Origin of the sequence: Mesorhizobium sp. M0317 (genome assembly GCF_040321555.1) — a bacterium.
Taxonomy (GTDB): Bacteria; Pseudomonadota; Alphaproteobacteria; order Rhizobiales; family Rhizobiaceae; genus Mesorhizobium.
On sequence record NZ_JAMYRV010000004.1, the window covers coordinates 196,283 to 220,665 of the forward strand.

A 24,383-nucleotide genomic window follows, 5' to 3' on the forward strand; every position below is an offset into this window, starting at 1 on the left:
CGCGTAGAGACCGGAAGAGAAGTCACGGAAAAGAGCATGACAATGAGCAATCTTGCCTACGATACGCCCGTAGACGGCGGCGACAGCTCGCAATTGGATATTGCCGCGATGCAGGCGCTGCGGCCGGTTCCGCGTATTTCCATCCAGGCATTTTGCGAGACGGAAGGTGTCGCGCATCCGGTGGAGCGGGCCGGCGAGGATCGCCGCATGGCCAAGGCGCATCTGAAAGTGCATATGGGCGGCATCGCCACGGCGATCGAATTCTACCAATCCGCGCCGACGCCGAACCTCATCCTTCTGGAGTCGCGCAGCGAACCGAAGCAGTTGCTGGAGCAGCTTGCCCAGCTTTCAGAATATTGCGATCCCTCCTCTAAAGTCGTGGTGATCGGCCACTACAACGATGTCGGTCTTTACCGCGAACTCATCCGCTTCGGTATTTCCGAATACGTCATCGCGCCCGTGTCGATGGCCGATATTGTCTCGGTGGTTTCGTCGATCTTCGTCGATCCGGAAGCCGAGCCGATCGGCCGCTCGATCGCCTTCGTCGGCGCCAAGGGTGGCGTCGGCTCCTCGACCATCGCCCACAATGTGGCGTGGGCGATGTCATCGCTGTTCAAGTCGGAAGTGGTCGTCGCCGATCTCGACCTGGCTTTCGGGACGGCCAACATAAACTTCGACCAGGACCCTGCGCAAGGCATCGCCGAGGCCGTGTTTTCGCCCGAACGCGTCGACGAGGTTTATCTCGACCGTCTGCTTGCCCAGTGCGCCGAACATCTGTCGCTGCTCGCCGCGCCCTCCACCCTCGAACGTGTCTATGATTTCGATCCCGATGCCTTCACGCAACTCATCGATACCGCCCAGCGCAGCGTGCCGCTGCTGGTGCTCGACGTCCCCCATATCTGGACGGGCTGGACCAAGAACACACTGATCAAGGCCGACGAGATCGTCATCACTGCGACGCCGGAATTGGCCAATCTGCGCAACACCAAGAATCTGGTCGATATGCTGACGCGGCTTCGCCCGAACGATCCGCCGCCGAAACTGATCATCAATCAGGCCGGCGTGCCGAAACGGCCCGAGATTTCCGCTTCCGACTTCGCCGAGCCGCTCAGCCTCACGCCGATGTCGGTCATCGCCTTCGACCCGTTGTTGTTTGGAAATGCCGCGAACAACGGCCGCATGCTGGGCGAGATGGATCCCAAGAGCCCGGTCGTCGGCATGATCAACGAAATCGCGCACGTGCTGACCGGTCGCAGCGAAATCAAGGCCAGGAAGAAGGCAGGCCTTGGCGGCCTCCTCGGTAAGCTCTCGCGTAACAAGAAATGACGCTTCTCAAGCGAAATTGGTAGTCGATCATGTTTGGAAAAAGAGGCTCCGACGACGGCGGCCGGTTCACCCCGGAGTTCCGTCAGCCAGCGTCAGCGGCGCCGGCTGCTGCAACGCCTGCGGACATGGCGGTACTTGCCCGACCCCCGGCAGCGCCGCCGCCGGGAGCGCTGGCAACGCCGCCAACTCGCCGTGCCGTTGAGGCGCCGTCGATGGCGCCGGAGCCGCCAAAAAAGATCCAGCGCGAAAAAAGCGAAACCTACTACGACACCAAGAGCCAGGTCTTCTCCGCGCTCATCGACACCATTGACCTGTCGCAACTTGCGAAACTCGATCCCGAGAGCGCGCGCGAGGAAATCCGCGATATCGTCAACGACATCATCGCCATCAAAAATTTCGCAATGTCGATCGCCGAGCAGGAAGAGTTGCTCGACGACATCTGCAACGATGTGCTAGGCTACGGGCCGCTGGAGCCGCTGCTCGCCCGCGACGATATCGCCGACATCATGGTCAACGGCTCCAAGAACGTCTACATCGAAGTCAACGGCAAGGTCGAACAGACCGGCATCCGCTTCCGCGACAATCAGCAGCTGCTCAACATCTGCCAGCGCATCGTCAGCCAGGTTGGCCGCCGCGTCGACGAATCGAGCCCGATCTGTGACGCTCGTCTTCCTGACGGGTCTCGCGTCAACGTGATCGCGCCGCCGCTCTCCATCGACGGCACCGCGCTCACCATCCGCAAGTTCAAGAAGGACAAGCTGACGCTCGATCAGCTGGTCAAGTTCGGCGCCATCTCGCCGCAGGGCGCCGAGATACTCAAGATTATCGGCCGCGTCCGCTGCAACATCGTCATCTCCGGCGGTACCGGCTCCGGCAAGACGACGCTGCTCAACTGCTTGACCAACTATATCGACCGCGAGGAACGCGTCATCACCTGCGAGGACTCGGCCGAACTGCAACTGCAGCAGCCGCACGTGGTACGTCTCGAAACCCGCCCGCCCAATCTCGAGGGCGAAGGCGAGGTGACCATGCGCGACCTGGTCAAGAACTGCTTGCGCATGCGGCCCGAACGCATCATCGTCGGCGAAGTGCGCGGACCGGAGGTTTTCGACCTGCTGCAGGCGATGAACACCGGCCATGACGGGTCGATGGGAACGATCCACTCCAACAGCCCGCGCGAATGCCTGAACCGTATCGAATCGATGATCGCCATGGGCGGCTATTCGCTGCCGCAGAAGACCGTGCGTGAAATCGTCGTCGGCTCCGTCGATGTCATCATCCAGGCAGCACGCCTTCGCGACGGCTCGCGCCGCATCACCCACATCACCGAGGTGATCGGCATGGAAGGTGACGTCATCATCACGCAGGACATCGTGCTCTACAACATCAAGGGCGAGGACTCGAACGGAAGGCTGCTTGGCGAGCATGTGTCGACCGGCATCGGCCGTCCGCATTTCTGGGATCGCGCCCGCTACTATGGCGAGGAACAGCGCCTCGCCAATGCTCTGGAATCGATGGAGAAACGCGCTGACTAACGCATATCGAGGCGTGGGGACTGAGGTCGATGTTCGGAATTGATACCACCGTACTGGCGTTCATCGTGCTCGCCGGCTTCAGCGCCGGTGCGGTCGCCTATGCCTTCCTGTTCACCAAGATGAGCAACGAGAAGCAGGCCGGCAAGCGGCTCGAGACGATCAAGGCCGCCGAGACCGATCGTTCGGTCGTCAAGGCTTCGCGCGACCGTGTCGCGGAGGCGGTCAAGCGGCGTAAATCTGTCCAGGACACGCTGAAACAGCTCGACGAAAAGCAGAAAACCAACGAACTCGCCGTCAAGAAGCCGCCGTTGAAGGCCCAGATTCGTCAGGCCGGCATGCAGGTCTCGATCGAGCGTTTCTATATCTACTCCGTCATTTGCGGCATCGCGCTGACGGTGCTCGCCTATCTCGCCGGCGCGCCGCTACTTGTCCTGCCGGGTACGCTTCTGGCCGGCGCGCTCGGCCTGCCGCGCTGGTTCGTCTCGTTTCGCCGCGCGCGCCGGGTCAAGGCGTTCCTCAACGAATTTCCCAACTCCCTCGACATCATCGTGCGCGCCGTCAAATCCGGCCTGCCGCTCAACGACGCCATTCGCCTGATCGCCAATGAATCGCCGGAGCCGGTCAAGACCGAGTTCCGCCGGATCGTCGATTCGCAGCAGGTTGGCATGTCCATCCCCGACGCCACCTTGCGAATGGCTGAGACCATGCCGTGCAGCGAGGCAAGTTTCTTCGGAATCGTTATCCAGATCCAGTCACAGGCCGGCGGTAATCTCTCCGAGGCGCTAGGCAACCTTTCGCGCGTGCTTCGCGATCGCAAGAAAATGAAGGCCAAGGTCCAGGCGCTGTCCATGGAAGCGAAGGCGTCGGCCGTCATCATCGGCGCGCTGCCTATTGTCGTCGCCCTTCTCGTCTATCTGTCGAGCCCGAACTACATCATGCCGCTGTTCACCACCAGCACCGGCAATCTGATCCTTGGCTGTTCCGGCGTGTGGATGTCGATCGGCATTCTGGTGATGCGCAAGATGATGAACTTTGAAGTTTAGGCCCACCTTGGAAAGCTCGAACGAAAAGACTGGAAACGGATGACCGACCAAGTCGTAAAATCGCTGACCGATCCTGCCTTCCTGATCGCATTGCTGGTCGGCGTTGCGGTGTTCGCGACCGTCTTCACGTTGCTGCCGGCGCTTGGCGGCAATCAGCTCAAGGCGCGCATGAAATCGGTGGCGCTGGAGCGTGACGAATTGCGCGCCAAGCAGCGCTCGCGGCTTGCCAACGAAGCCGATCGCCGCCGCAAGGGGCTGCGCGAAGAGCAGTCGATCGGCATGCGCAACATCGTCGACAGGCTCGACCTGCGGCGTGCGTTGGCCGATGAAGGCACGTTGCAGAAGCTCAAGGTGGCGGGCTTTCGTGGCCAAAACCCGCTGACGCGCTTCCTGTTTTTCCGCCTGATCCTGCCGTTTGTGGGTTTCGCGATGGCAGCGATCTATCTGTTCGTGCTCGGCGGACTGCCTGACCGGCCGGCCTTCGCGAAACTGTTCGTCTGCATTCTCGTCGCCTACGCCGGCTTCTATGCGCCTATCCTTTACGTCAACAATCGTGCCGCCAAGCGCAAGCAGTCGATCCAGGCGGCGTGGCCGGATGCGCTCGACCTGATGCTGATCTGCGTCGAGTCGGGCATGTCGGTCGAGGCTGCCTTGCGCAAGGTCTCCGAGGAGATCGGTTCGCAATCGGTGGCGCTGGCGGAGGAATTCGTGCTGACCAATGCCGAACTCTCTTATCTGCAGGAACGCAAGCAGGCTTATGAAAACCTGTCGGCTCGTACCGGCCTGGAATCGGTGAAGTCAGTGTCCCAGGCACTGGTCCAGGCGGAACGCTACGGCACACCCGTGGCGCACGCATTGCGCGTGCTGGCCGCGGAAAGCCGCGACATGCGCATGAATGCAGCCGAGAAGAAGGCCGCCGCCCTGCCGCCGAAGCTTACCGTGCCGATGATCCTGTTCTTCCTGCCGGTTTTGTTCGCCATCATTCTGGGCCCAGCCGGCATTCAGGTCAGCCAGCGCGGCATCTTCGGCGACCAGCACAATTCCTCAAGCCAGTAGGCCTCGTTGCAGCCATACAAACGAGCCGCACTGCCAATGCAGTGCGGCTCTTGTTTTCAGCGTTGATATGTGGACGGATTTGCGCTGTGCGGGAGCCGGCGCCCATGCGGCGCTCAGTTGGTCGCCGCCTGTGCCTTGTCCTGATCCTTGAGCTGGCTCCAGGCGTTCTGCTGGGCAAGCATCTGGCGAAGATAGGCCACATTGGCTTGCGCCTGTTCGGGCGAAAGCTCTTGCGAGGCGATCTTCTCGGCCTCGTCGAAGCGGCCCTGCAGTCCCACGACCAGCGCAAGGTTCTGGCGCACCCGGCTGTCGGCATTCGGTTGCTGGGCTGCCGAGCGCATATAGGTCTCGGCGGTGCGCAGATCGCCTTCCAGCACATAGGACATGCCGAGATTGGAAAGGATCGAGGGTTCGTTCGGCTTGAGGTCCAGCGCCTTGCGGTAGTTCTGGCGCGCTTCATCCTTCTGGCCAAGCTGGTCGAGAATGGCGGCCTCGGCCGACATCAGCCGCCAGTCCGGATATTCCGGCGTCTGCGCCCGGCGCACGGCGTCGAGCGCCGGCTCGAACTGGCCGTTGGCGGCCAGCGCCTTGCCGTAGGCGGCAAGCACGTCGCGATCCTTGGGGTAGGCGATCGCCAGCTTGCGCATAACGGCAAGCGACTGGTCGGCATCGCCGTCCATCTGGAGCGCCGCCGCAAAATTTGTCGCCAGTCGCTTGTCGTTGGGGTTCTTTGCGTAGGATTCGCCGAGCCGCCCGGTCGCCCCGTGCAACTCGCTGGCCGACATGGTTTCCAGCGGTTTGCCGCTGGTGCGCCCGATCGAGCCGGTCGTGAGCTTGCTGGTTCCGCACCCCGCAGCACCGGCCGCCAGCGCCATCAGCAGCGCTGTGGTGACCAACCGTTTGCCCGTGACGTTCATCCTTCGGCTGGTGGGCATCGGCACGGGGCTCTCCATTCTGGGCGTGGCCATTCACGTGGCCATCTTCATCCCTGCAGAAATATTCTGTTAACCCTAACGGACAGTTAAAAAGCGAGCCGTCGGATCGGTGAACGGCCCGCCGGAAGCCACTGACCTGGCACGTCCCATGCCCGGCTCTGTGCATAGATGTTGAAATCATTCGACGTCCCTGTCACTTGACTGAGGACGATCTGCAAGCCTCCCGGAGACCATCGAATGCCCGTCGAACTCGTCGAGACACTAAACACTGCCTTGCCGATCCATCTGGTCGCGAGGGATGGACTGGAGGCCTTGGGGCTTTCGCCTTCCACGATCGCATGGGCGGCCGCCAACGGCTTTTCCGGCGAAGCCGGCAGGACGCTCGCCGTCCCGGGCGACAACGGTTCCCTTGCTGGCGCCTTGTTCGGCGTCGGTGACGGCGAGGGCGCGCTGGCCGTCGGCATGCTGGCGAGAGCCTTGCCGGAAGGCGACTGGCATTTTGCCGCCGCTCCAGCCGAGCCGGAACTCGCGGTCATAGCCTTGGTGCTCGGTGGTTACGTCTTCACTCGCTACGGCAAGAAATCAGGCAAGGCGCTGCGTTTCGCGCTGCCGCTCGGCGTAGATCCAGGACGTGTCCGGGGCATCGCCGACGGCGTCTTCCTGGCGCGCGACCTGGTCAACACGCCGACCAGCGACATGGGACCGGACGAGTTGGAGAAGGCGGTTCGGACCCTGGCGGCCACTCACAAGGCCGAGGTGTCGGTGATCAAGGGCGATGATCTCCTGAAGCAGAATTTCCCGATGATCCATGCGGTCGGCCGCGCCTCGGTCGGCGCGCCGCGCCTGATCGACATGGTCTGGGGACCCGAAGGCGCGCCGAAGGTGACGCTGGTCGGCAAGGGTGTCTGTTTCGACACTGGCGGCCTCGACATCAAGCCTTCGTCGGGCATGCTCTTGATGAAGAAGGATATGGGCGGCGCCGCCAATGTGCTGGGCCTGGCCTCGATGATCATGGCTGCCGGGCTGAAGGTCCGGCTGCGTGTCCTGATCCCAGCAGTCGAGAATTCGATTGCCGGCAACGCCTTTCGGCCTGGAGATGTACTGACCAGCCGCAAGGGCCTCACCGTCGAGATCGGCAACACCGACGCCGAAGGGCGGCTGGTGCTGGCCGATGCGCTGGCGCTGGCCGATGACGAGGAGCCGGAACTGCTGATCGACATGGCGACGCTGACCGGGGCAGCGCGTGTCGCGCTCGGCCCCGATCTGCCGCCTTTCTACACTGGCGACGAAGTGCTGGCGTCCGAACTGGCTGCGGCCTCCATGGCCGTCGAGGATCCGTTGTGGCGCATGCCGTTGTGGCGGCCCTATGACGCCAGGCTGGCGTCGAAGATCGCCGACATCAACAACGTCACCACCGACGGCTTCGCCGGTTCGGTCACCGCGGCGCTTTTCCTCAAGCGCTTTGTCGAACGGACAACGGGCTGGGCGCACTTCGACATCTTCGCCTGGAACCCGTCCGATCGCCCCTACGGACCCGCCGGCGGAGAGGCGCAAGGCATCCGTGCACTGGAGCGGGTCATTTCGAGGCGCTATGCCTGACGCCCTGAGACGGCCACCAAAACTGAAACGGAACCGAAACAATTTGCCGTCATGCTCGGGCGATGTCGATTTCGATGCGTCCGAGCCAGGCGATGCGGCTGTGGCAGCAGGTGATGCTGTCGCAGGTGCGCGCCGGCGCGCCAGATCTCACCATGCGCCAGACGGCGATCCTGTTCACCATCTATCTCGACCCGCCGCCGCACACGGTGCGCGGTCTAGCCGCCCGCCTCAATGTCACCAAGCCGGTTATCACCCGCGCGCTCGACACTATGGGTGCGCTGAAACTGGTGTCGCGCCATCGCGACGAGCTCGACAAGCGCAATGTGCTGATCCGGCGCACGGTCGAAGGCGCGCTCTTTGTCGAGCGCTTCGGGGATGGTATCGTTGCCAAGGCTCATGAACTGCCCATCTGATCAATCCATGAACTAGACGAGTACCGATTTGACTGCCAGGGACGCCCGCCTCCACGCCTTCCGTTCCGACCTCGCCGATGCCAGGCTGAAAGGGGAGGTGTCGGCCGATCGCTTCGTCACCGGCCGTCCGGCCCGGATCACAGCCTCCGTGGCTGACGTGCGCAAGGCACCGCGCCCGGATGCCGGCGTCAACACGCAAATTCTGTTCGGCGACGATGTGCTTGTCTTCGAGGAAGCCGAGGGATGGGCCTGGGTCCAGGCCGAACGTGACGGCTATGTCGGCTACGTCGGCGCCACCATGCTGGGCGCACCCGAGCATGCGCCAACCCACATCGTCACGGCGCCGCGCACCTTCCTCTATCCTGGCCCGGATCTGCGCTTCCCGATCAGCGGCCAATTGTCGATGGGCTCGACGGTGACTGTAACCGGTGCCGCCGAAACGCGCGGCACGCACTATGCGCTGTTGCCCTCCGGCGAGGCGCTGATCGCCGGCCATATTTGCCCGGTCAGTGACATCGCCGCCGACTATGTCTCGGTCGCCGAGATGTTTATCGGCACGCCCTATCTCTGGGGCGGCACCTCCGGCTTCGGCATCGACTGTTCGGGCCTTGTGCAACTGGCCATGCGCATGGCCGGCCGCAATGTGCTGCGTGATTCCGACATGCAAGCGGCAGGCCTCGGCGAGCCGCTCGATCCGGGATTCGATTATGCCGGACTGAAACGCGGCGACCTGGTGTTCTGGAAGGGCCATGTCGCGATCATGACCAACGCCGAGACAATGATCCACGCCAACGGCCACACCATGCTGGTCTCGCGCGAAGGGCTGAAGGATGCGGTTGATCGGATTGGGTATCTGTATGGCGGGCCGACTGGGTTTCGGCGGCCCTAGCGCATCTTCCTCGCCCGTTCACGGGGAAAGGTGCCCGAAGGGGCGGATGAGGGGCGACGCCAGCGACTGAAAGGTCGCGCTGCGCCTCACTTGCCGGCCGGCATCCCTCTCCCCGTAAACGCGGCGAGGGATAGCTCGGCCGATCACCTTTTGTTCCGATTTTCCTTGGCGATCGCGCGCCGTCGCGCTACCTCTTTCGCGTGACCGAGCAGCCGCGCCTTGCCAAACAGAATGCCGCCGTCCTTCTGCCCGAGCCATTCATCAGATGGTTTGGCGAAAAAGGCTGGTCGCCGCGCGCTCACCAGATCGAGCTGCTGGCGAAGGCTCAAGCCGGGCAATCGGTGCTCTTGATCGCACCGACCGGCGCCGGCAAGACGCTGGCCGGCTTCTTGCCATCGTTGACCGAACTGGCCAACCGCCCCAGACGCAAAGCCGGTATGGCACGGCGCGGCATCCATACGCTCTACATCTCGCCGCTGAAGGCGCTGGCCGTCGACATCGAGCGCAACCTCGGCAAGCCGGTGGAGGAGATCGGCCTGCCCGTCACGATCGAGACGCGCACCGGCGACACGCCTTCCCACAAGCGACAGCGCCAGAAGCTGGCGCCGCCCGATATCCTGCTCACCACGCCCGAGCAATTGGCGCTGCTGATTGCGGCGGGCGATGCCGGGCGCTTCTTCGAGGATCTGCGCTTTGTCGTGCTCGACGAGCTACATTCGCTGGTGACATCGAAACGCGGCCATCTGCTGGCGCTCGGGCTGGCGCGGCTGCGCAGCATCGTGCCCGGCCTGCAGACGATCGGTCTGTCGGCAACGGTGGCCGAGCCCGACGAATTGCGGCGCTGGCTGGTCAGCCAGAATCCACCGGGAGACATGGCTGAACTCATCGTCGTCACCGGCGGCGCGAAGCCCGAAATCTCGATCCTCGATTCGGAAGAGCGCGTGCCATGGGCCGGCCATTCGGCGCGCTATGCGACGCCGGAAATCTATCGCGAGATCAAGCGCCACAAGACCACCCTGCTGTTCGTCAACACCCGCAGCCAGGCCGAGCTGCTGTTTCAGGAATTGTGGCGGGTCAACGAGGATACCTTGCCGATCGCGCTGCATCACGGCTCGCTCGATGTCGCCCAGCGCCGACGCGTCGAGAAGGCGATGGGGGAAAACGCGCTCCGTGCCATCGTCGCCACCTCGACGCTCGACCTTGGCATCGATTGGGGCGATGTCGATCTCGTCGTCCATGTCGGCGCGCCCAAGGGCGCCAGCCGGCTGGCGCAGCGCATCGGCCGCGCCAATCACCGCATGGACGAGCCGTCGAAGGCGATCCTGATCCCGGCCAATCGTTTCGAGGTGCTGGAGTGCCGGGCAGCGCTGGACGCCAACTATCTGGGCGCCCAGGATACGCCGCCGCTGGTCAATGGCGGGCTCGATGTGCTGGCCCAGCATGTGCTGGGCTGCGCCTGCGGAGCGCCGTTTCGCGCCGACGATCTCTACGAGGAAGTGCTGACAGCAGCGCCCTATGCCAGCCTCGACCGGCCGACATTCGACCGCGTCATCGATTTCGTCGCCACCGGCGGCTACGCACTGAAGAACTACGAGCGCTACGCCCGCATCCGCCTCAACAAGGACGGCATGTGGCGGGTCTCCAATCCGCGCGTTGCCCAGCAATACCGGCTGAATGTCGGCACGATCATCGAGGTGCCGGCGCTCAATGTGCGATACGTCAAGGCCGGCAGCAAAGGCTCGGCTTCGCACGGCGGCCGGGTTCTGGGCAAGATCGAGGAGGCCTTCCTCGAAACGCTGACGCATGGCGACACCTTCATGTTTGCCGGCAAAGTCCTGCGCTTCGAAGGCATCCGCGAGAACGAATGCTTCGTCTCGAATGCGCCGGGAAGCGACGCCAAGGTGCCTTACTATGGCGGCGGCAAATTTCCGCTTTCGACTTACCTCGCCGAGCAGGTGCGCGCCATGCTGGACGACCCACAGCGCTGGAAGAAGCTGCCCGAGCAGGTGTCGGATTGGCTGCGTTACCAAGCCGACAAATCGGTATTGCCCAAACGCGACGACCTGCTGATCGAAACCTTTCCGCGCGGCAACCGTCACTATCTCGTCGCTTATCCTTTCGAGGGCAGGCTGGCGCACCAGACGCTCGGCATGCTGCTCACCCGCCGGCTGGACAGGGCCGGCGCCAGGCCGCTTGGCTTCGTCGCCACCGACTACGCATTGGCCATCTGGTCGCTGGGCGATATGGGCGCGATGTTCAAATCCCGGAAACCTTCGCTTGGCGCTCTGTTCGACCAGGACATGCTGGGCGACGACCTCGAGGCTTGGCTGGCCGACAGCTGGCTGCTCAAGCGCACCTTCCGCAACTGCGCGCTGATTTCAGGCCTGATCGAGAAGCGCCACCCGGGACAGGAGAAAAGCGGCCGTCAGGTCACCGTCTCGACCGATCTGATCTATGACGTGCTGCGCAGCCATGAGCCCGACCACATCCTGCTGCAGGCGACGCGCGCCGACGCGGCGACCGGTCTACTCGATGTCAGCAGACTTGCCGACATGCTCTCGCGTATCCGGGGTCGAATCGTGCATAAGGCGCTCGAACAGATATCGCCGCTGGCCGTGCCGATCATGCTCGAAATCGGCAAGATGCCGGTGAACGGCGAGGCCGACGAAACGCTGCTGATGGATGCCGCGACTTTGGTCGAGGAAGCCATGGGCCCTGGGATGGTTGAGGAATGAATTTTTCGCTGGCGCGGGCATCGCTGATCGCCGAGGCCGACTTTGTCGGCATCGCCGGCGAGCGCGCGGTCTGTGATTCGCGCGGCGTGCTCTATTTCCCTGATCTGCGGCTGCTTGCGGTCTCTGACCTGCATCTGGAAAAAGGCTCGTCCTTCGCCAGGCGCGGCGCGCTGATCCCGCCCTATGACACCGGCGCCACTCTGCTGCGGCTGCAAGCGGTGATCGCCGACTACCAGCCGGCGATGGTCATTAGCCTGGGCGACTCCTTCCACGACGGCGGCGGTGCCGAGCGCATGCATGCGAGTTTTCGCGAGCGGCTGGAAGCGCTGATGGCCGGCCGCGACTGGTTCTGGGTCGCCGGCAACCATGACCCGGAAGCGCCGGCGGATTTGCCCGGCGAGACGGTGCGCGAACTCGCCATCGGCTCGCTGCTGTTCCGCCACGAGCCGTCGAAGGTAAGAACCGAGGGCGAAGTTGCCGGCCATCTTCACCCTTGCGCCCGCATCGTCCAGCAGGGCCGCTCGGTTCGGCGGCGCTGCTTTGCCGGCGATGGCGGCCGCATGATCATGCCGGCCTTCGGCGCCTATACCGGTTCGCTCAACGTGCTCGACCGCGCCTATGCCGGGCTGTTCCGCCGCGAGACGTTGATAGCCTATATGATGGGCGCCGCGCGCATCTTCGCCATTTCCGGTCCGATGCTGCGGCCGGGCTAAGTTTCTACGGTATAAGCACGGTTGCGCCTGTCGTCTGCCGTGCTTCGAGCCGGCGATGCGCCTCCGCCACTTCGGCAAGCGGCATGCTTGTGTGCACCGGGATTTTCACTGCGCCGCTGAGGACGACGCTGAACAGATCCTCGCTCATGGCGACAACGTCCTCACGCCTGGCGAGATGATGGAACAGCAACTGCCAGGTGGCGAACAGCGAACCCTTTTGCATCAAAAGCATGATGTCGAATGGCCGGATCGACCCCGACGCTGTGCCGTAGCTGACGAAGGTGCCGAACGGCCGCAGGCAGTCGAGCGAGGCGGGGAAGGTCGCGTTGCCGACGCCGTCATAGACGACGTGGCAGCCTTCGCCGTTGGTGACCTCTTTCACCCGTGCGGCGAAATTCTCTTTGCTGTATTCGATGACATGGTCGCAGCCATTGGCGCGCGCAACTTCGGACTTTTCGGGTGAACCGACCGTGCCGATGACGGTCGCGCCGAGATGTTTGGCCCATTGCGTCAGGATGAGGCCGACGCCGCCCGCCGCGGCATGCACCAGGATGGTATGGCCCGCCTCGACGCGAAACGTGCGACGCAGCAGATATTGCGCCGTCAGCCCCTTCAGCATCATGGCCGCGCCCGTCTCGAAATCGATGGAGTCGGGCAGATGCACGACGAAATGCGCCGGCACGATGCGTTCTTCGGCATAGGCGCCGAGGGTCTCGACATAGGCGACTCGGTCGCCAAGCGCGAAGCCGCTGACGCCTTCACCGACGGCGACGATTTCGCCGGCGCCTTCATTGCCGGGAATGAATGGCAGAGCGGGCGGCGCGTATTCGCCGGTGCGAAAATAGATGTCGACGAAGTTGAGACCGACCGCCCGGTTGCGCACGCGCACCTCGCCCGGTCCGGGCTGGCCGATGTCGACATCTTCGTAGGCGAGCACATCTGGCCCGCCATGGCGGTGAACACGGATCGCTTTCATGGTTTTTCTCCCCTGCACTGTTCTCTTGAGTGTGAGATAGCGCGTGGCGAGATATCATTGTAGACTGATACCTATGACATCAGAGTTCAAACAAAATGATATCTGAGCAGATCGGCCTCGACCTTCTCCGCACCTATGTCGCGGTCTGCCGGCAAGGTAGCCTGAGCAGGGTCGCCGCGCAGACCGGCAAGACCCAATCGGCGATGAGCATGCAGATGCGCCGGCTGGAGGGCCTGCTCCAACGGCACTTGTTCCAGCGCACCGGCCGCGGTGTCGTACCGACTGCGGCGGGAGAGCTCTTTCTGGGATACGCGACCCGCATCCTCGCTCTCGGCGACGAAGCGGTGGCGCGTCTGCAGCAGGCTAGCATTGGCGGCGGCGTGCGTATTGGTCTTGCCGAAGAGGTCACCACGGCCGCGCTTTCGGCCGCGCTTGGGCGGCTGCATCGCACCTATCCCGACATCAGCCTCGACGCGATGGTCGAGCACAGCGTCGCGCTGGGACGGCTGTGGAGCGAGGATGCGCTGGATGTCATGATTGCCCCGACATCCGTCGTCGCGGCCGATGCCGTGACGACATGGAACGTCGAACTGCAGTGGGTCTGCGCCCAGGACTATGTGCTGGACCATGACCGGCCGCTCGATCTCGCCGCCTTCGGCGCAACCTGCCCTTGGCGCAGGCGGATGATCGAGGCGCTGATTGCCGCCGGTCGGGAGCACCGGATCGTCCTGTCGTGCCAGAGCGTCACCGGCCTTCAGGCCGCGATCGAGAACGGACTGGGCGTTGGACTGCTTCCGCCCGAATCCGTGCGTACCGCTTCGATGCGGGTGCTGAAGACGTCAGCCGGCCTGCCCGAGCCGCTCACGGTCCAATACGGCCTTTACGCGCACGACCGCAGGACAGCTGTAATCGATGCCGCGATCGAAATCCTGCTTAAGGATTTGCCGGCGGCGCCACGAGCACGGGCCGCCTGACGGCGGGACGCTCTACCGGCCGTAATAGAGGGTGACGGTGTGCTTGGCCTCGGCGAAGAACAGCCAGCGCTCGACCAGCATGCCGGCGAACTGGACGATTGCCGCAAGCACCGACAGCGCCGCTGCGAACGGCCAGGGCAAAGCGAATGCAACAGCTAGCAGCAGGGCAGGCAAGGCGAAAGCCAGCGCCTGCGTGATGCGGCGCAGCTTTGCGCCATGTTTGCGCGCGATCCGAAAACCCATTTCCTTGAGCAGGTAGTTCTCCTCGGTGTGCGGCCATTCCAGCGAGCGCACTGTGCCGCCAGTGAGCCCTGTCGCCGTGTTGGCGGTGGTCGCGATCTCCAGCGCGTCATTGTATCGCCACGTCGCCAGCTTCCAGCCCCAGCCGAGCAAGGTCAGCAGCAGGGCGGCTACCGCAACGGCGGTCGGGCTGATGGCGAAAGCCTGCAGCAGCGCGTTCAACAGCACGCTGCCGGTCATCGCCGAAAAGATGAGATAGCCCGGCAGCGTATACGGGCTATGCCACTGCGCGATCGGCTTCAGCGAGGCATAGATCATGCCGGTGGTGCAGACGGTGACGATTGCGCCGATAGTTGCGAGAAACCCGGCGATGGCCATCCAGCCTCCGGTGCGGCCAAAAAACACCCAGCCGATGCCGAACAGCCCGGCGGGAATGAAGGTTGCGACCGACGATACACCCTCGCGTGACAGCCAGGAGCTACGCCATTGCGAAAAGGCGCGCCAGGCGCGTTCGGGCCGGCCGAGATGGCCGGTCGACGACAAAAGGCCGGCGGCAATCAGGCCAAGCGCCAGCCCCATGCCGATAAGGCCGAGCCAGAAATGGGCCGGGATAAAACCCAGTCCGCCAAGCACGCCGAGCAGCGCCAGCAGCCCGTAGCCCGCTCCTGTAGCAGTGGTGAAGAAAACGACGGAAAAGGCTGGATGCATTGGTCAGTTCGAAAGCATGCGGTCGATCCAGCCAAGAAAACCGCCTTCGACCGTGACTGGCTCGAGCCTTGGCGCCGGCACCGATGCGGCGCGCTGGGCGCGCGGCGGCAGATATTTGTTGGTCGGCTTGTAACCCATCTCCGGCATCAGGTCGACGCCGCCACGCTCCGCCACCAGTTGCGATACCGCCGAGGTGGGATCGCCGAGGTCGCCGAAATGCCGGGCGCTGGTCGGGCAGGCGGCAACGCAGGCCGGCACGCGGTCTTCCTCGGCCAGATTGTCGTTGTAGATACGGTCGACGCACAGCGTGCATTTCTTCATCACGCCGACGTCGGTATCGAATTCGCGCGCGCCATAGGGGCAGGCCCAACTGCACAGTTTGCAGCCGATGCATTTGCTTTCGTCGATCAGCACGATGCCGTCCGACGCCCGCTTGTAGGACGCGCCGGTCGGGCAGACAGTGACGCAGGCAGGCGTCTCGCAATGCAGGCAGGAGCGCGGAAAGTTGACCGTGCGCCCGCCCGCCTCGGTCGTGTGCTCGTAGCTGTGCACGCGGTTGAACCAGACGCCGTCGACACGGCCGCCATAGGGGTCGATGTCGGTCAGTGGCGCCATGTGGCCGCCGGTGTTCCACTCCTTGCAGGCGGTGACGCAGGCCTGGCAGCCGACGCAGGTGTCGAGGTCGATGACTAGGCCAAGCTTCTTGTCTGTATGGGCGGGAAGGCAGGTCATTCCACGGCTTCCCTATGGACGCGGAACTCGGCGCCGAAGCGAAGGATGTCGGGCGAAGGCTCGACATTTGGCGGCTGGCTGAAACGCTCGAATTGCGGTTCGGTGAAGCCGGCTTCCTCATCAGAGCATTTGACAATGCGTACCCTGAGGTCGAACCACGCCGCCTGGCCGGTCACCGGATCGGAATTCGAATAGCGTTTGCCTTTCGCGTCAGCCGATGTCTGGTCGACGATAATGTGGTTGAGCAGGAAGCCGCGGTTGCTCTCGGCAGCGTTGTCCTTCAGACCCCAGGCGCCGCGCCTTTTGCCGATGGCGTTCCAGGTCCAGACCGTATCCGCATTGACCCCGTCGACCAGCTTGATCTGTCCCTTCACTCGGCCGTTGATGCTTTCGATCCACACCCAGTCGTCGTCGGCCAGGTCGAGAACTGCCGCGGTCTGGTGGTGCACGAACAGGCGGTTCTGGCTGGTGATTTGCCGCAGCCACGCATTCTGCGAGCCCCAGGAATGATACATGTGCATAGGCCGCTGCGTCAGCGCATGCAGCGGGTATTTCTGCGGATCGACCGCGGCCTCTTCGAACGGGGTAAACCAGAACGGCAGCGGATCCATATAGGTCTCGATGCGCTGGCGTTCGCTCTCGGGCGGCTGGACGCGACCATGACCGCGCGCGGCGAGGCGAAAGCGCTGCATCGGTTCGCAATAGAGCTGGAACACGATCGGCTCGGCCTTGGGGATGAACCCCATCTGCTCTGCGAAGTCGAGATAGGGGCGGTTGGCCATCTTGTAATAGCGCTGGTCCTCAGCAAAATCCTGGTGCCAGAAGCCGCCATTGCCGATGTAGCGCTGCAACTGGTCGGGATTGACTTCGCCCTTGCCGACGGAAGTGCCGTCCTTGCCGCGCCAGCCGGCCAGCGGGCCGATGCCCGGCGTGCGTTCGTGATTGACGATGTAGTCGGCGTAGTCGGCATATCTGGCCGAGCCATCGTCCTCGACGAAGCCGGGCAGGCCAAGCCGAGCGCCAAGTTCGATCAGCACCGATTGGAACGGCCTGACATCTCGGTCCGGTTCGACCACCGGATGGCGGATCGCGTCGCCCGGCCCGTCGGCATGGCTGATCGGCCGGTCGAGCAGGCTGATGCAGTCGTGACGTTCGAGATAGGTGGTGTCGGGCAGCACCAGGTCGGCGAACGGCACCGTCTCGGAATAATAGGCGTCGGAATAGATGATGAAGGGGATCTTGTAGTTACCCGCTTCGTCATGGTCGGTGAGCATGGCAATGGTCTCGACGGTGTTCATCGAGGAATTCCACGCCATGTTCGACATGTACATCATCAGCGTGTCGATTGGGTACGGGTCGCCGGCCCACGCATTGCGGATGACCGTATGCATCAGCCCATGCGCGGCGAGCGGCGCATCCCAGGAATAAGCCTTGTCGATGCGCAAAGGCGTGCCGGCCTCGTCGACCAGGAGATCGTCCGGCCCGCAGACGAAGCCGAGCGGCATGCCGTCGAGCGGCGTCATCGGCCTGACCACCTTGCCGGCCGGCTTCGGTCCCGGCGGCGCCGAGCGCGGGTAGGGGGGCTTGAAACGGAAGCCGCCGGGCACGTCCACCGTGCCGAGCAGCACCTGCAGCAGGTGGATGGCACGGCAGGAGTGAAAGCCGTTGGAGTGGGCCGAGATGCCGCGCATGGCATGCATCGACACCGGCCGTCCCTTGATCGTCTCGTGCCGCCGTCCGGCCCAGTCGGTCCACGCAACCGGCAGTTCGATCGTCTGTTCGAAGGCGACGTGGGCGAGTTCGGCAGCGATCCGCCGGATGGTGTCGGCCGGAATGCCGCATCGTGCCGCGACCGCATCGGGTGCGTAGCTGTCGTCCATGTAGCGGTCGGCGATAAGCCGAAACACCGGCACGCAGCGGCGGCCGGCGAACGTGAAGCTGCCGGTCAGCGCCGGCTTCGCATCCGCATCGGCTGCGTTGACGGTTGTCTTCGCCACTCTGTCCCACGCGAGAAGATTGTTGTCGCTGTCGCGCAGGAACAGCCCGTCATCGACCGCGCCCGGCTCCTGGATGACCAGCACATGGGCGTTGGTGTAGCGGAGCAGATAATCGAGATCGATGCGGCCTGCCTTGAGCAGTTCGTGGATGAGGGCGAAGACGAAGAGGCCGTCGGTGCCGGGCCGGATCCCGATCCAGTCGTCGGCAATCGCGTTGTAGCCCGTGCGGCACGGGTTGATCGACACCACCTTGGCGCCGCGCGCCTTGAGTTTACCCAAGCCGATCTTGATCGGGTTGGAATCATGGTCTTCGGCGACGCCGAACAGCATGAAGTATTTCGTATTGTCCCAGTCCGGCTCGCCGAACTCCCAGAACGAGCCGCCGATCGTGTAGAGCCCGCCGGCCGCCATGTTGACCGAGCAGAAGCCGCCATGGGCGGCGAAGTTCGGCGTGCCGAACTGGCTCGCCCACCAGCCGGTCAGCGACTGCGACTGGTCGCGCCCGGTGAAGAAGGCGAGCTTTTTCGGATCGGTCCGGCGGATATTCGATAGCCGCCCGGTCGCAATCGAAAACGCTTCCTCCCACTCGATCTCGCGGAATTCGCCCGAGCCGCGCAGGCCGCTGCGCAACAGCGGCTTCTTCAGCCGCGCCGGGCTGTAGTGCTGCATGATCCCGGAGCTGCCCTTGCCGCAGATTACGCCGCGGTTTACCGGATGGTCCTTGTTGCCGTTGATGTAGCGCACCTTGCCGTCCTTGATGTGGACGTCGATGCCGCACCGGCAGGCGCACATATAACAGGTGGTCTTGGCGATGCTGTCGGAGATAGCGGGCGAGGTGTCGACGCCGTCGCCTTCATCAGGCGCGCGTGTATCGCCAAGCGGCCGTTGCGACGGTGCGGAATTGGCCCCGCGCGGCGCAGCTGGGTTCATGATGCCGGCGTGCTTTTGCTACCTGCGAATTTGGCCCGCGTCTTCGGTCCGGGGCCACGCATATAGTGTTCTTCAGGATGATATCGATCGCCGGCCAGCCGCCGCCTGAGGCCACGGGTCCAATGCGCAAAAAGGGATCTGAACCGCCCGATCATTTTGTTGGCCGCGATTTGTTGGCGAATTTTTTCTAACTTCGACTGAAAAAGTAGAATAAAGCTATCGATCCGTCTAATCAGTTGTTCTTGTAAATTCGATCGGAATTGGTTCTTAATGCACACATGACGCTGGACCAGTTGCGCATTTTCGTTGCCGTTGCCGAACGCGGCCATATGACCAAGGCGGCGGAGCTTTTGGGCATCTCCCAGTCGGCGGCATCGGCCGCCATCCGCGCTTTGGAAGAGCAGCATGGCGTTCATCTGTTCAACCGTGTCGGCCGCAACATCGAGCTGGCTCAGACCGGCCACCGTTTCCTGCCCGAGGCCAAGGCGGTGCTGGAACGCGCCGCCGCCGCCCGAAATGTGCTGGAGCATGTCTCGGAGACGGTCGCCGGCAGCCTGTCGATCGCCGCCAGCCTGACCATCGCCAGCTACTGGCTGCCGCGCAGGCTGGCCTCTTTCCATGAAGCCTACCCGGCGGTGCGCTTAAGCGTCAGCATCGGCAACACCAGGCAGGTCGAGGCCAATGTGCTCGACGGCACCGCCGATCTCGGTCTGGTCGAGGGGCGCACCGAGTCAGACATCCTCCGCCGCACCAAGGTCGACGTCGACAGGTTGATGCTGGTCGTCGCCGCCTCGCATCCCGAAATCGCCGAGATCGCGCCGGGCCGCCCGGATATCAGAGGGCTGCGCTGGATCATCCGTGAGGGTGGTTCGGGCACGCGCGAGGTGCTGGAGGACCTGGCCCGCCGCGAGGGGATATCGCTTGGCGACCTGCAGATATTTCTGGTGCTGCCGAGCAACGAGGCGGTTCGCCAGGCGGTCGAGGCCGGCGCCGGCGCCACCATCATCTCGGACCTCGTCGTCGGACGCGCCGTCGCCGAGGGCAGTCTCCGGTCGGTGCCGCTCGAACTGCCGAAGCGCGACTTCGCCATGATCACCCATCGTGACCGCCAGGCAAGCCTGGCCCAGATGGCGCTCAAGGCGCATCTCGGCGCTGAGGGCGTCAGCAATCCGGCGTAAGCGATCAGGCGAACTTCCGCTGCGCATCCAGCGCCAGGCCAAGGCCGACCGAACCGAACATGTCGCCCTCGATCACAGCCGCTTGCGGCACCAGCGACAGGATTTCACGCCGTGCCAGCGGGATCGCGGTCGAACCGCCGGTGAGGAATACGGCGGTGATCGCAGACGCCGTTATGCCGGCATCGGCAATCGTCTGCCGCACCGTAGCGGATACCCGCTCGATGTCGGCGGCGATGGTCTCTTCCAGGCCGGTCCGCGAGATCTCGGCGGCGAAATGCGCGCCGGGCAGCGCCACCGTTACATCGGCCGAAGCCTGATCCGTCAGCGCGATCTTGGCTCGTTCGACGAGGCCGGCCAGCGCATGGCCGTAACGGTGCTCGACAATATGGATGAAGCGGTCGACAAGGTCGGCGCGGACGGCCTCGAAGCGGATTTGCCTCAGATGCGTCATCGCCTTGGCAGTATAGACGAGGTTGATGCGCTGCCACGTCGCGAGATCAATGAAATAGCTCGCCGGCAGGTTGCGCTTGCCGTCTTTTGTGGGCGTCAGGTAGCCGAGCTTGGGCATGACATGGGCAATGCTGAGCAGCCGGTCGAAATCGGTGCCGCCGATATGGATGCCGCGGTTGGCCAGGATATCGTCCTTGCGGTCGCGTGAGCGGGCGCGTTGCGGCGAAACCCGCACGATCGAGAAGTCGGACGTGCCGCCGCCCATGTCGACGATCAACGCCAGTTCCTCGCGCTTCACGTCCTGCTCATAGTCGAGTGCTGCCGCAATCGGTTCGAACTGGAAGGCGATGTGCTTGAAGCCTTGCGCGCGCGCCGCTTTTTCAAGCTCGCTTTGCGCCTTGGCATCGGCTTCCACATCGTCGTCGACGAACTGCACCGGCCGGCCGAGCACAACGTTCTCCACCGGAGCGCCGGCGTCTTCCTCAAGCCGCTTCTTCAAATGGCCGACGAACATGCCGACAATGTCGATGAAACCGATCTGGCGTGCCTTGATGCGCGTCTTCTCATGCGCCAGCGAACTGCCGAGCACGCTCTTCAGCGACCGCATCAGCCGGCCTTCGATGGCATCGGTGTAGTCGGCAATGGCGCGGCGGCCGAAATAGGTGTGACCGTCCTCGAAGTTGAAGAAAACCGCGCTTGGCAATGTCGGCTGTTCACCTTCCAGCGCCACCAGCCGTGCCTGGCCGTTGCGGATCACGCCCACCGTAGAATTGGACGTGCCGAAATCGATGCCGCCAAATGCCTGGTGCATTGCAGCCTCCTGTCATTGGGTCGTCGCTGTGGCAGGCGTCCGCAAGACGCGCGCCGTCCAGAGGCCTGACCGTTCTGCCGAATGATTGTGCGTGTAACCCGAGGGTTGGGAGGCGGCGGTCTATCGCAAGACTGAGAAAAGGGGAACCCCCTTTCCCCGGAAATGGGTCGTGCGCGTCAATCCCTGCGGAAGATCAGCCTGCCCAGCCAGCCGGTGATCATGGCCAGCGACACGGAGAAGACGCCGTAGAGGAAGGAGTAATCATGCGCGACGCGGAAGATCGACTGTTCGAAACCCGATTTGCGGATTTCGAGCTGGGCCGAGCTTTCCTTGAGGAACAGGCCGCTCTTGAACAGGAACGCGCGGGCTTTATGCGTTCCAACCGGGACGTTGGGCGCCAGCCGCACCGTGGCGCGAAACAGGTTCTGCGACAGGAACTGCACGCCGCCGACATTCTCGCTATAGAGGCCGGTCGCCGCCTTGCGCTCGCGCAGCGCCACGGTGAATTCCTCGATCGTCGCCGGACTGTCGGTTACGTCGGCCGGTTGCATGTAAAGGTTGGAGGCGCCGAGCGACAGCTGCTTGTAGCTGTTGGGTTCGGTGATGTCCTGCAGCGGCCGTGTCGTGGCGACGGAGTAGGAGACCGGCACGTTCTCGAAGGTCTCGGATTCCAGGTTGACCCAGACGCCGAGCACCCGGTCCTTGCGGCGCACCACAACCGGCCGCGGCGGCCCTTCGAGCACGACGATGACGTCATAGCGCCCCTGCCGCGCGACCAGCGGGTCGGGGTTTTCCAGCGAACCGAAAATGGTCAGGTCGGCGCCGGAAAAGCCGGCGGTGATCGACACCGCGTCGGTGGAGAGACCGATCTGGATGCCTTCCGGCAAGGGGTTCGGCGATTGCGCTGCCGCCGGCAGAGCGAGGGCGAAAAGCAAAACGGCGGCCGAAAAAATCCCCCACCGCAGCATCAGTTCAGGCCCGCGGCGGTCAGCGAATAGAGGTTTGGCGGCGTGACGAAGAGATCGATGGCAAGCCGGATCGCGACCGCCAGCACCAGCAGCGCCAGCAGTGCCCTGAGCTGTTCGCCGCGCAGCTTCTGTCCTGCCTTGGCGCCATATTGCGCGCCGGCAACGCCGCCCGCCATCAGCAGGAAGGCAAGCATGACGTCGACCGTCTGGTTGGTGGTGGCGTGGACAAGCGTGGTGTAGGCCGAGGTGAAAATGATCTGGAACAGCGAGGTGCCGATGACGACGTTGGTCGGCACTTTCAAGAGATAGATCAGCGCCGGCACCATGATGAAGCCGCCGCCGACACCCATGATCGACGACAGGAAGCCGATGCCGGCGCCGAGCCCCAGCACCGGAATGACGCTGACGAACAGCTTCGAGGCCCTGAAGCGCATCTTCAGCGGCAGCCGGTGGATCCAGTTGTGCTGGCCGGATTTCTTCAAGACCGGCGCCGCACCGCTGCGCGTCGCGCGCAGCGCATTGACGCTCTCGACCAGCATCAGCCCGCCGACGGTGCCAAGCAGCACGACGTAAAGCAGTGAGATAAACAAATCGAGCTGGCCGAGCCGACGCAGGAAGGCAAAGACAAAGATACCGCCGGTCGAGCCGACGATGCCGCCGGCCAGCAGCACCCCGCCGAGCTTGAAGTCGAGCGTGCCGCGCTTCATGTGCGACAGCGCGCCGGAGAAAGAGGAGGCGATAACCTGGTTGGCGCCGGTAGCAACGGCGATTGCCGGCGGGATGTTGTAGAAGATCAAGAGCGGCGTGATCAGAAAGCCGCCACCGACCCCGAACATGCCCGACAGGAAACCCACCGCCGCGCCCATTGCCAGCAGCACGAAGACGTTGACGGAAATTTCCGCGATCGGGAGATAGATGCCCACCCGTCAGTCTCGATCAGTTTGCCTGTCGGCGATTGCAGCCATTCCAGGGCATTGTCGCACCGAAAAGCCAATTCTTTCTTGCACCGCCGGGGCAGTGGGATCAGACCCCGCCGCCCTACCGAAACAAAAAACATCTCAAGCAGTTAACAGGCAAATGTATGGCAGGGCGTCGCGTTAGCGACGCATCTGCCGTTATTTGTGCGCCAGCAGCGCCTTCACCAGCTTTTCGTCGATTTCGCCGGTCGCCTGCATCTTGTTGTCGGTCTGGAAAGCCATGATTGCGGTCTTGGTCTTGCCGCCCATCACGCCATCGGCGCCGCCGGCATCGTAGCCGTTCTTGTTGAGGATGAGCTGGATGTTCTTGACCGCCTTCTTCATGTCGACGCTGGCGGTGGTCTGCGGCGTGCCTTCCTGCCAGGATTCAGGAATGTCGGCCGAGTTGGACGCCGGGTCGAGCGGCTTCGGCTTCCACAGTTCCGTGGCGGCGCGCGCCCGCTCCAGCTGTTCGGGGCGCAGCGCAGTGGCGACCTCGTCGCGCTTTGCAGCCGCATCCTTGTCGCCGGTCTTGGCGACGAGCGCGAACCATTTGTAGGATTCCTCCAGGCTCTGCTTCATGCCGACGCCCTTTGCCGCCAGGATGCCGAGATTGAATTGGCTGTCCTTGACGCCGACATCGGCCGCCGCCTGAAACCAGTGCGCGGCCGATTCATTGTCGGTCACGCCGTCGGCGGCCATGGCAAACAGAACGGCCAGATTGTGCATGGCGCTGGCATTACCCTGCGCGGCGGCGAGCTGGTAGAAGGTCTTTGCCTTCTTGACGTTGCGCGTGACGCCGATGCCCTTCTCGTAGAAATTGCCGATGCGGTATTCCGCCGGTGCGAAGCCGAGCTCGGCCGATTTTTCGTACCATTTGGCCGCTGCCGCCATGTCTTCCTTGACGCCGCGCGATTCAGCATAGCGCGAACCGAGCTCGAACAGCGCCTTGGCGTCACCGCCGGCAGCCGCGTCGCGCAAGGCTTGCGGGCCGGCATCGGCCGGAACGTCTATCTTGGCCACGACAGGTGCTACCGCGGCATCAGCCGGCGGAACGGCGCCGGTAGTATCCGCGGCCGGCGTAGCCGAGGCCGAGGGCGCCATGACGGCGGCCGCAGGCTGCGCGGCAGCAGCCGCCGGTTCCGCAGTGGCGGGCGTCGGCAGCATTGCATTTGGCGCGGGGGCCGGATCGGCCAGAGCCATCGGCGCTGGCGCGGGT

At 63.7% G+C, this 24,383-nt stretch carries 21 protein-coding genes; 11 read left to right on the plus strand and 10 right to left on the minus strand.

Annotated elements, in window-relative coordinates:
* Positions 1–42 precede the first annotated feature (42 nt).
* From NKI88_RS06265 to NKI88_RS06280, 4 genes are read left to right on the plus strand one after another with little or no spacing between them, the layout of a single operon-like run.
* On the plus strand, positions 43–1,326 hold the full coding sequence (locus NKI88_RS06265) for a CpaE/TadZ family protein (protein ID WP_023681982.1): 1,284 nt from the start codon (positions 43–45) through the stop codon (positions 1,324–1,326).
* Between the two features lie 29 nt (positions 1,327–1,355).
* On the plus strand, positions 1,356–2,861 hold the full coding sequence (locus NKI88_RS06270; protein ID WP_023738191.1) for a TadA family conjugal transfer-associated ATPase: 1,506 nt from the start codon (positions 1,356–1,358) through the stop codon (positions 2,859–2,861).
* 29 nt (positions 2,862–2,890) lie between these two features.
* A complete protein-coding gene (locus NKI88_RS06275; protein ID WP_023703461.1) occupies positions 2,891–3,904 on the plus strand; it encodes a type II secretion system F family protein in 1,014 nt (337 codons plus the stop codon).
* A gap of 39 nt (positions 3,905–3,943) precedes the next feature.
* Positions 3,944–4,960 carry a type II secretion system F family protein gene (locus NKI88_RS06280; RefSeq protein ID WP_352654229.1) on the plus strand — a complete coding sequence of 339 codons (1,017 nt, stop codon included), beginning with the start codon at positions 3,944–3,946 and terminating at the stop codon, positions 4,958–4,960.
* A 113-nt stretch (positions 4,961–5,073) separates the two neighbouring features.
* On the opposite strand, the gene NKI88_RS06285 is transcribed toward NKI88_RS06280, so the two are convergent.
* On the minus strand, positions 5,074–5,895 hold the full coding sequence (locus tag NKI88_RS06285) for a tetratricopeptide repeat protein (protein ID WP_352654230.1): 822 nt from the start codon (positions 5,893–5,895) through the stop codon (positions 5,074–5,076).
* Positions 5,896–6,132: 237 nt separating this feature from the next.
* Between NKI88_RS06285 and NKI88_RS06290 the strand changes: the two genes are divergently transcribed.
* The 3 genes from NKI88_RS06290 (at position 6,133) to NKI88_RS06300 (ending at position 8,796) form a co-directional block, all read left to right on the plus strand.
* On the plus strand, positions 6,133–7,494 hold the full coding sequence (locus tag NKI88_RS06290) for a leucyl aminopeptidase family protein (RefSeq protein WP_352651312.1): 1,362 nt from the start codon (positions 6,133–6,135) through the stop codon (positions 7,492–7,494).
* 62 nt (positions 7,495–7,556) lie between these two features.
* Positions 7,557–7,907, plus strand: a complete 351-nt coding sequence (locus NKI88_RS06295) for a MarR family winged helix-turn-helix transcriptional regulator (RefSeq protein WP_023699486.1) — start codon at positions 7,557–7,559, stop codon at positions 7,905–7,907.
* 28 nt (positions 7,908–7,935) lie between these two features.
* Positions 7,936–8,796 (plus strand): C40 family peptidase, encoded by an 861-nt coding sequence (locus NKI88_RS06300; RefSeq protein WP_352654231.1) that lies wholly within the window; start codon positions 7,936–7,938, stop codon positions 8,794–8,796.
* A gap of 143 nt (positions 8,797–8,939) precedes the next feature.
* On the opposite strand, the gene NKI88_RS06305 is transcribed toward NKI88_RS06300, so the two are convergent.
* Entirely contained in the window at positions 8,940–9,134 is a 195-nt protein-coding gene (locus tag NKI88_RS06305; protein WP_245260071.1) for a hypothetical protein, read from the minus strand.
* Here NKI88_RS06305 and NKI88_RS06310 point away from each other — a divergent pair.
* The gene (locus NKI88_RS06310) at positions 9,042–11,531 is read left to right on the plus strand and encodes a ligase-associated DNA damage response DEXH box helicase (RefSeq protein ID WP_352654252.1); all 2,490 of its coding nucleotides are present in this window, start codon (positions 9,042–9,044) and stop codon (positions 11,529–11,531) included. The two genes, NKI88_RS06305 and NKI88_RS06310, sit on opposite strands and share 93 nt — an antisense overlap.
* Complete coding sequence (gene pdeM, locus NKI88_RS06315) at positions 11,528–12,244, plus strand: ligase-associated DNA damage response endonuclease PdeM (RefSeq protein ID WP_352654233.1); 717 nt, start codon at positions 11,528–11,530, stop codon at positions 12,242–12,244. The genes NKI88_RS06310 and pdeM overlap by 4 nt, the downstream gene beginning before the upstream one ends.
* 4 nt (positions 12,245–12,248) lie before the next feature.
* On the opposite strand, the gene NKI88_RS06320 is transcribed toward pdeM, so the two are convergent.
* Positions 12,249–13,220 carry a quinone oxidoreductase family protein gene (locus NKI88_RS06320; RefSeq protein WP_352654235.1) on the minus strand — a complete coding sequence of 324 codons (972 nt, stop codon included), beginning with the start codon at positions 13,218–13,220 and terminating at the stop codon, positions 12,249–12,251.
* Between the two features lie 95 nt (positions 13,221–13,315).
* Here NKI88_RS06320 and NKI88_RS06325 point away from each other — a divergent pair, with 95 nt between their 5' ends.
* Positions 13,316–14,194: a LysR substrate-binding domain-containing protein gene (locus tag NKI88_RS06325; RefSeq protein WP_023818801.1), complete on the plus strand. Its 879-nt coding sequence runs from the start codon at positions 13,316–13,318 to the stop codon at positions 14,192–14,194.
* 12 nt (positions 14,195–14,206) lie between these two features.
* Here NKI88_RS06325 and NKI88_RS06330 read toward each other — a convergent pair whose 3' ends face one another.
* From NKI88_RS06330 to NKI88_RS06340, 3 genes are read right to left on the minus strand one after another with little or no spacing between them, the layout of a single operon-like run.
* Positions 14,207–15,142, minus strand: a complete 936-nt coding sequence (locus tag NKI88_RS06330; RefSeq protein ID WP_352654237.1) for a dimethyl sulfoxide reductase anchor subunit family protein — start codon at positions 15,140–15,142, stop codon at positions 14,207–14,209.
* Positions 15,143–15,145: 3 nt separating this feature from the next.
* Positions 15,146–15,874, minus strand: a complete 729-nt coding sequence (locus NKI88_RS06335; protein WP_023681970.1) for a 4Fe-4S dicluster domain-containing protein — start codon at positions 15,872–15,874, stop codon at positions 15,146–15,148.
* Positions 15,871–18,801 (minus strand): molybdopterin oxidoreductase family protein, encoded by a 2,931-nt coding sequence (locus NKI88_RS06340; RefSeq protein WP_352654239.1) that lies wholly within the window; start codon positions 18,799–18,801, stop codon positions 15,871–15,873. Before NKI88_RS06340 ends, NKI88_RS06335 begins: the two co-directional genes overlap by 4 nt.
* 278 nt (positions 18,802–19,079) lie before the next feature.
* Between NKI88_RS06340 and NKI88_RS06345 the strand changes: the two genes are divergently transcribed.
* Entirely contained in the window at positions 19,080–19,979 is a 900-nt protein-coding gene (locus NKI88_RS06345) for a LysR substrate-binding domain-containing protein (RefSeq protein ID WP_352654241.1), read from the plus strand.
* Positions 19,980–19,983: 4 nt separating this feature from the next.
* Here NKI88_RS06345 and NKI88_RS06350 read toward each other — a convergent pair whose 3' ends face one another.
* From NKI88_RS06350 to NKI88_RS06365, 4 genes are all read right to left on the minus strand, one after another.
* Positions 19,984–21,240, minus strand: a complete 1,257-nt coding sequence (locus tag NKI88_RS06350) for an Hsp70 family protein (RefSeq protein ID WP_352654242.1) — start codon at positions 21,238–21,240, stop codon at positions 19,984–19,986.
* A gap of 176 nt (positions 21,241–21,416) precedes the next feature.
* Positions 21,417–22,208, minus strand: coding sequence for a TIGR02186 family protein (locus tag NKI88_RS06355; protein ID WP_023692548.1), 792 nt, complete (start codon positions 22,206–22,208; stop codon positions 21,417–21,419).
* Positions 22,208–23,131 carry a sulfite exporter TauE/SafE family protein gene (locus NKI88_RS06360; protein ID WP_023669608.1) on the minus strand — a complete coding sequence of 308 codons (924 nt, stop codon included), beginning with the start codon at positions 23,129–23,131 and terminating at the stop codon, positions 22,208–22,210. Before NKI88_RS06360 ends, NKI88_RS06355 begins: the two co-directional genes overlap by 1 nt.
* A 192-nt stretch (positions 23,132–23,323) precedes the next feature.
* The coding region (locus NKI88_RS06365) for a peptidoglycan-binding protein (protein WP_352654244.1) at positions 23,324–24,383 on the minus strand (1,060 nt) is incomplete at its 5' end.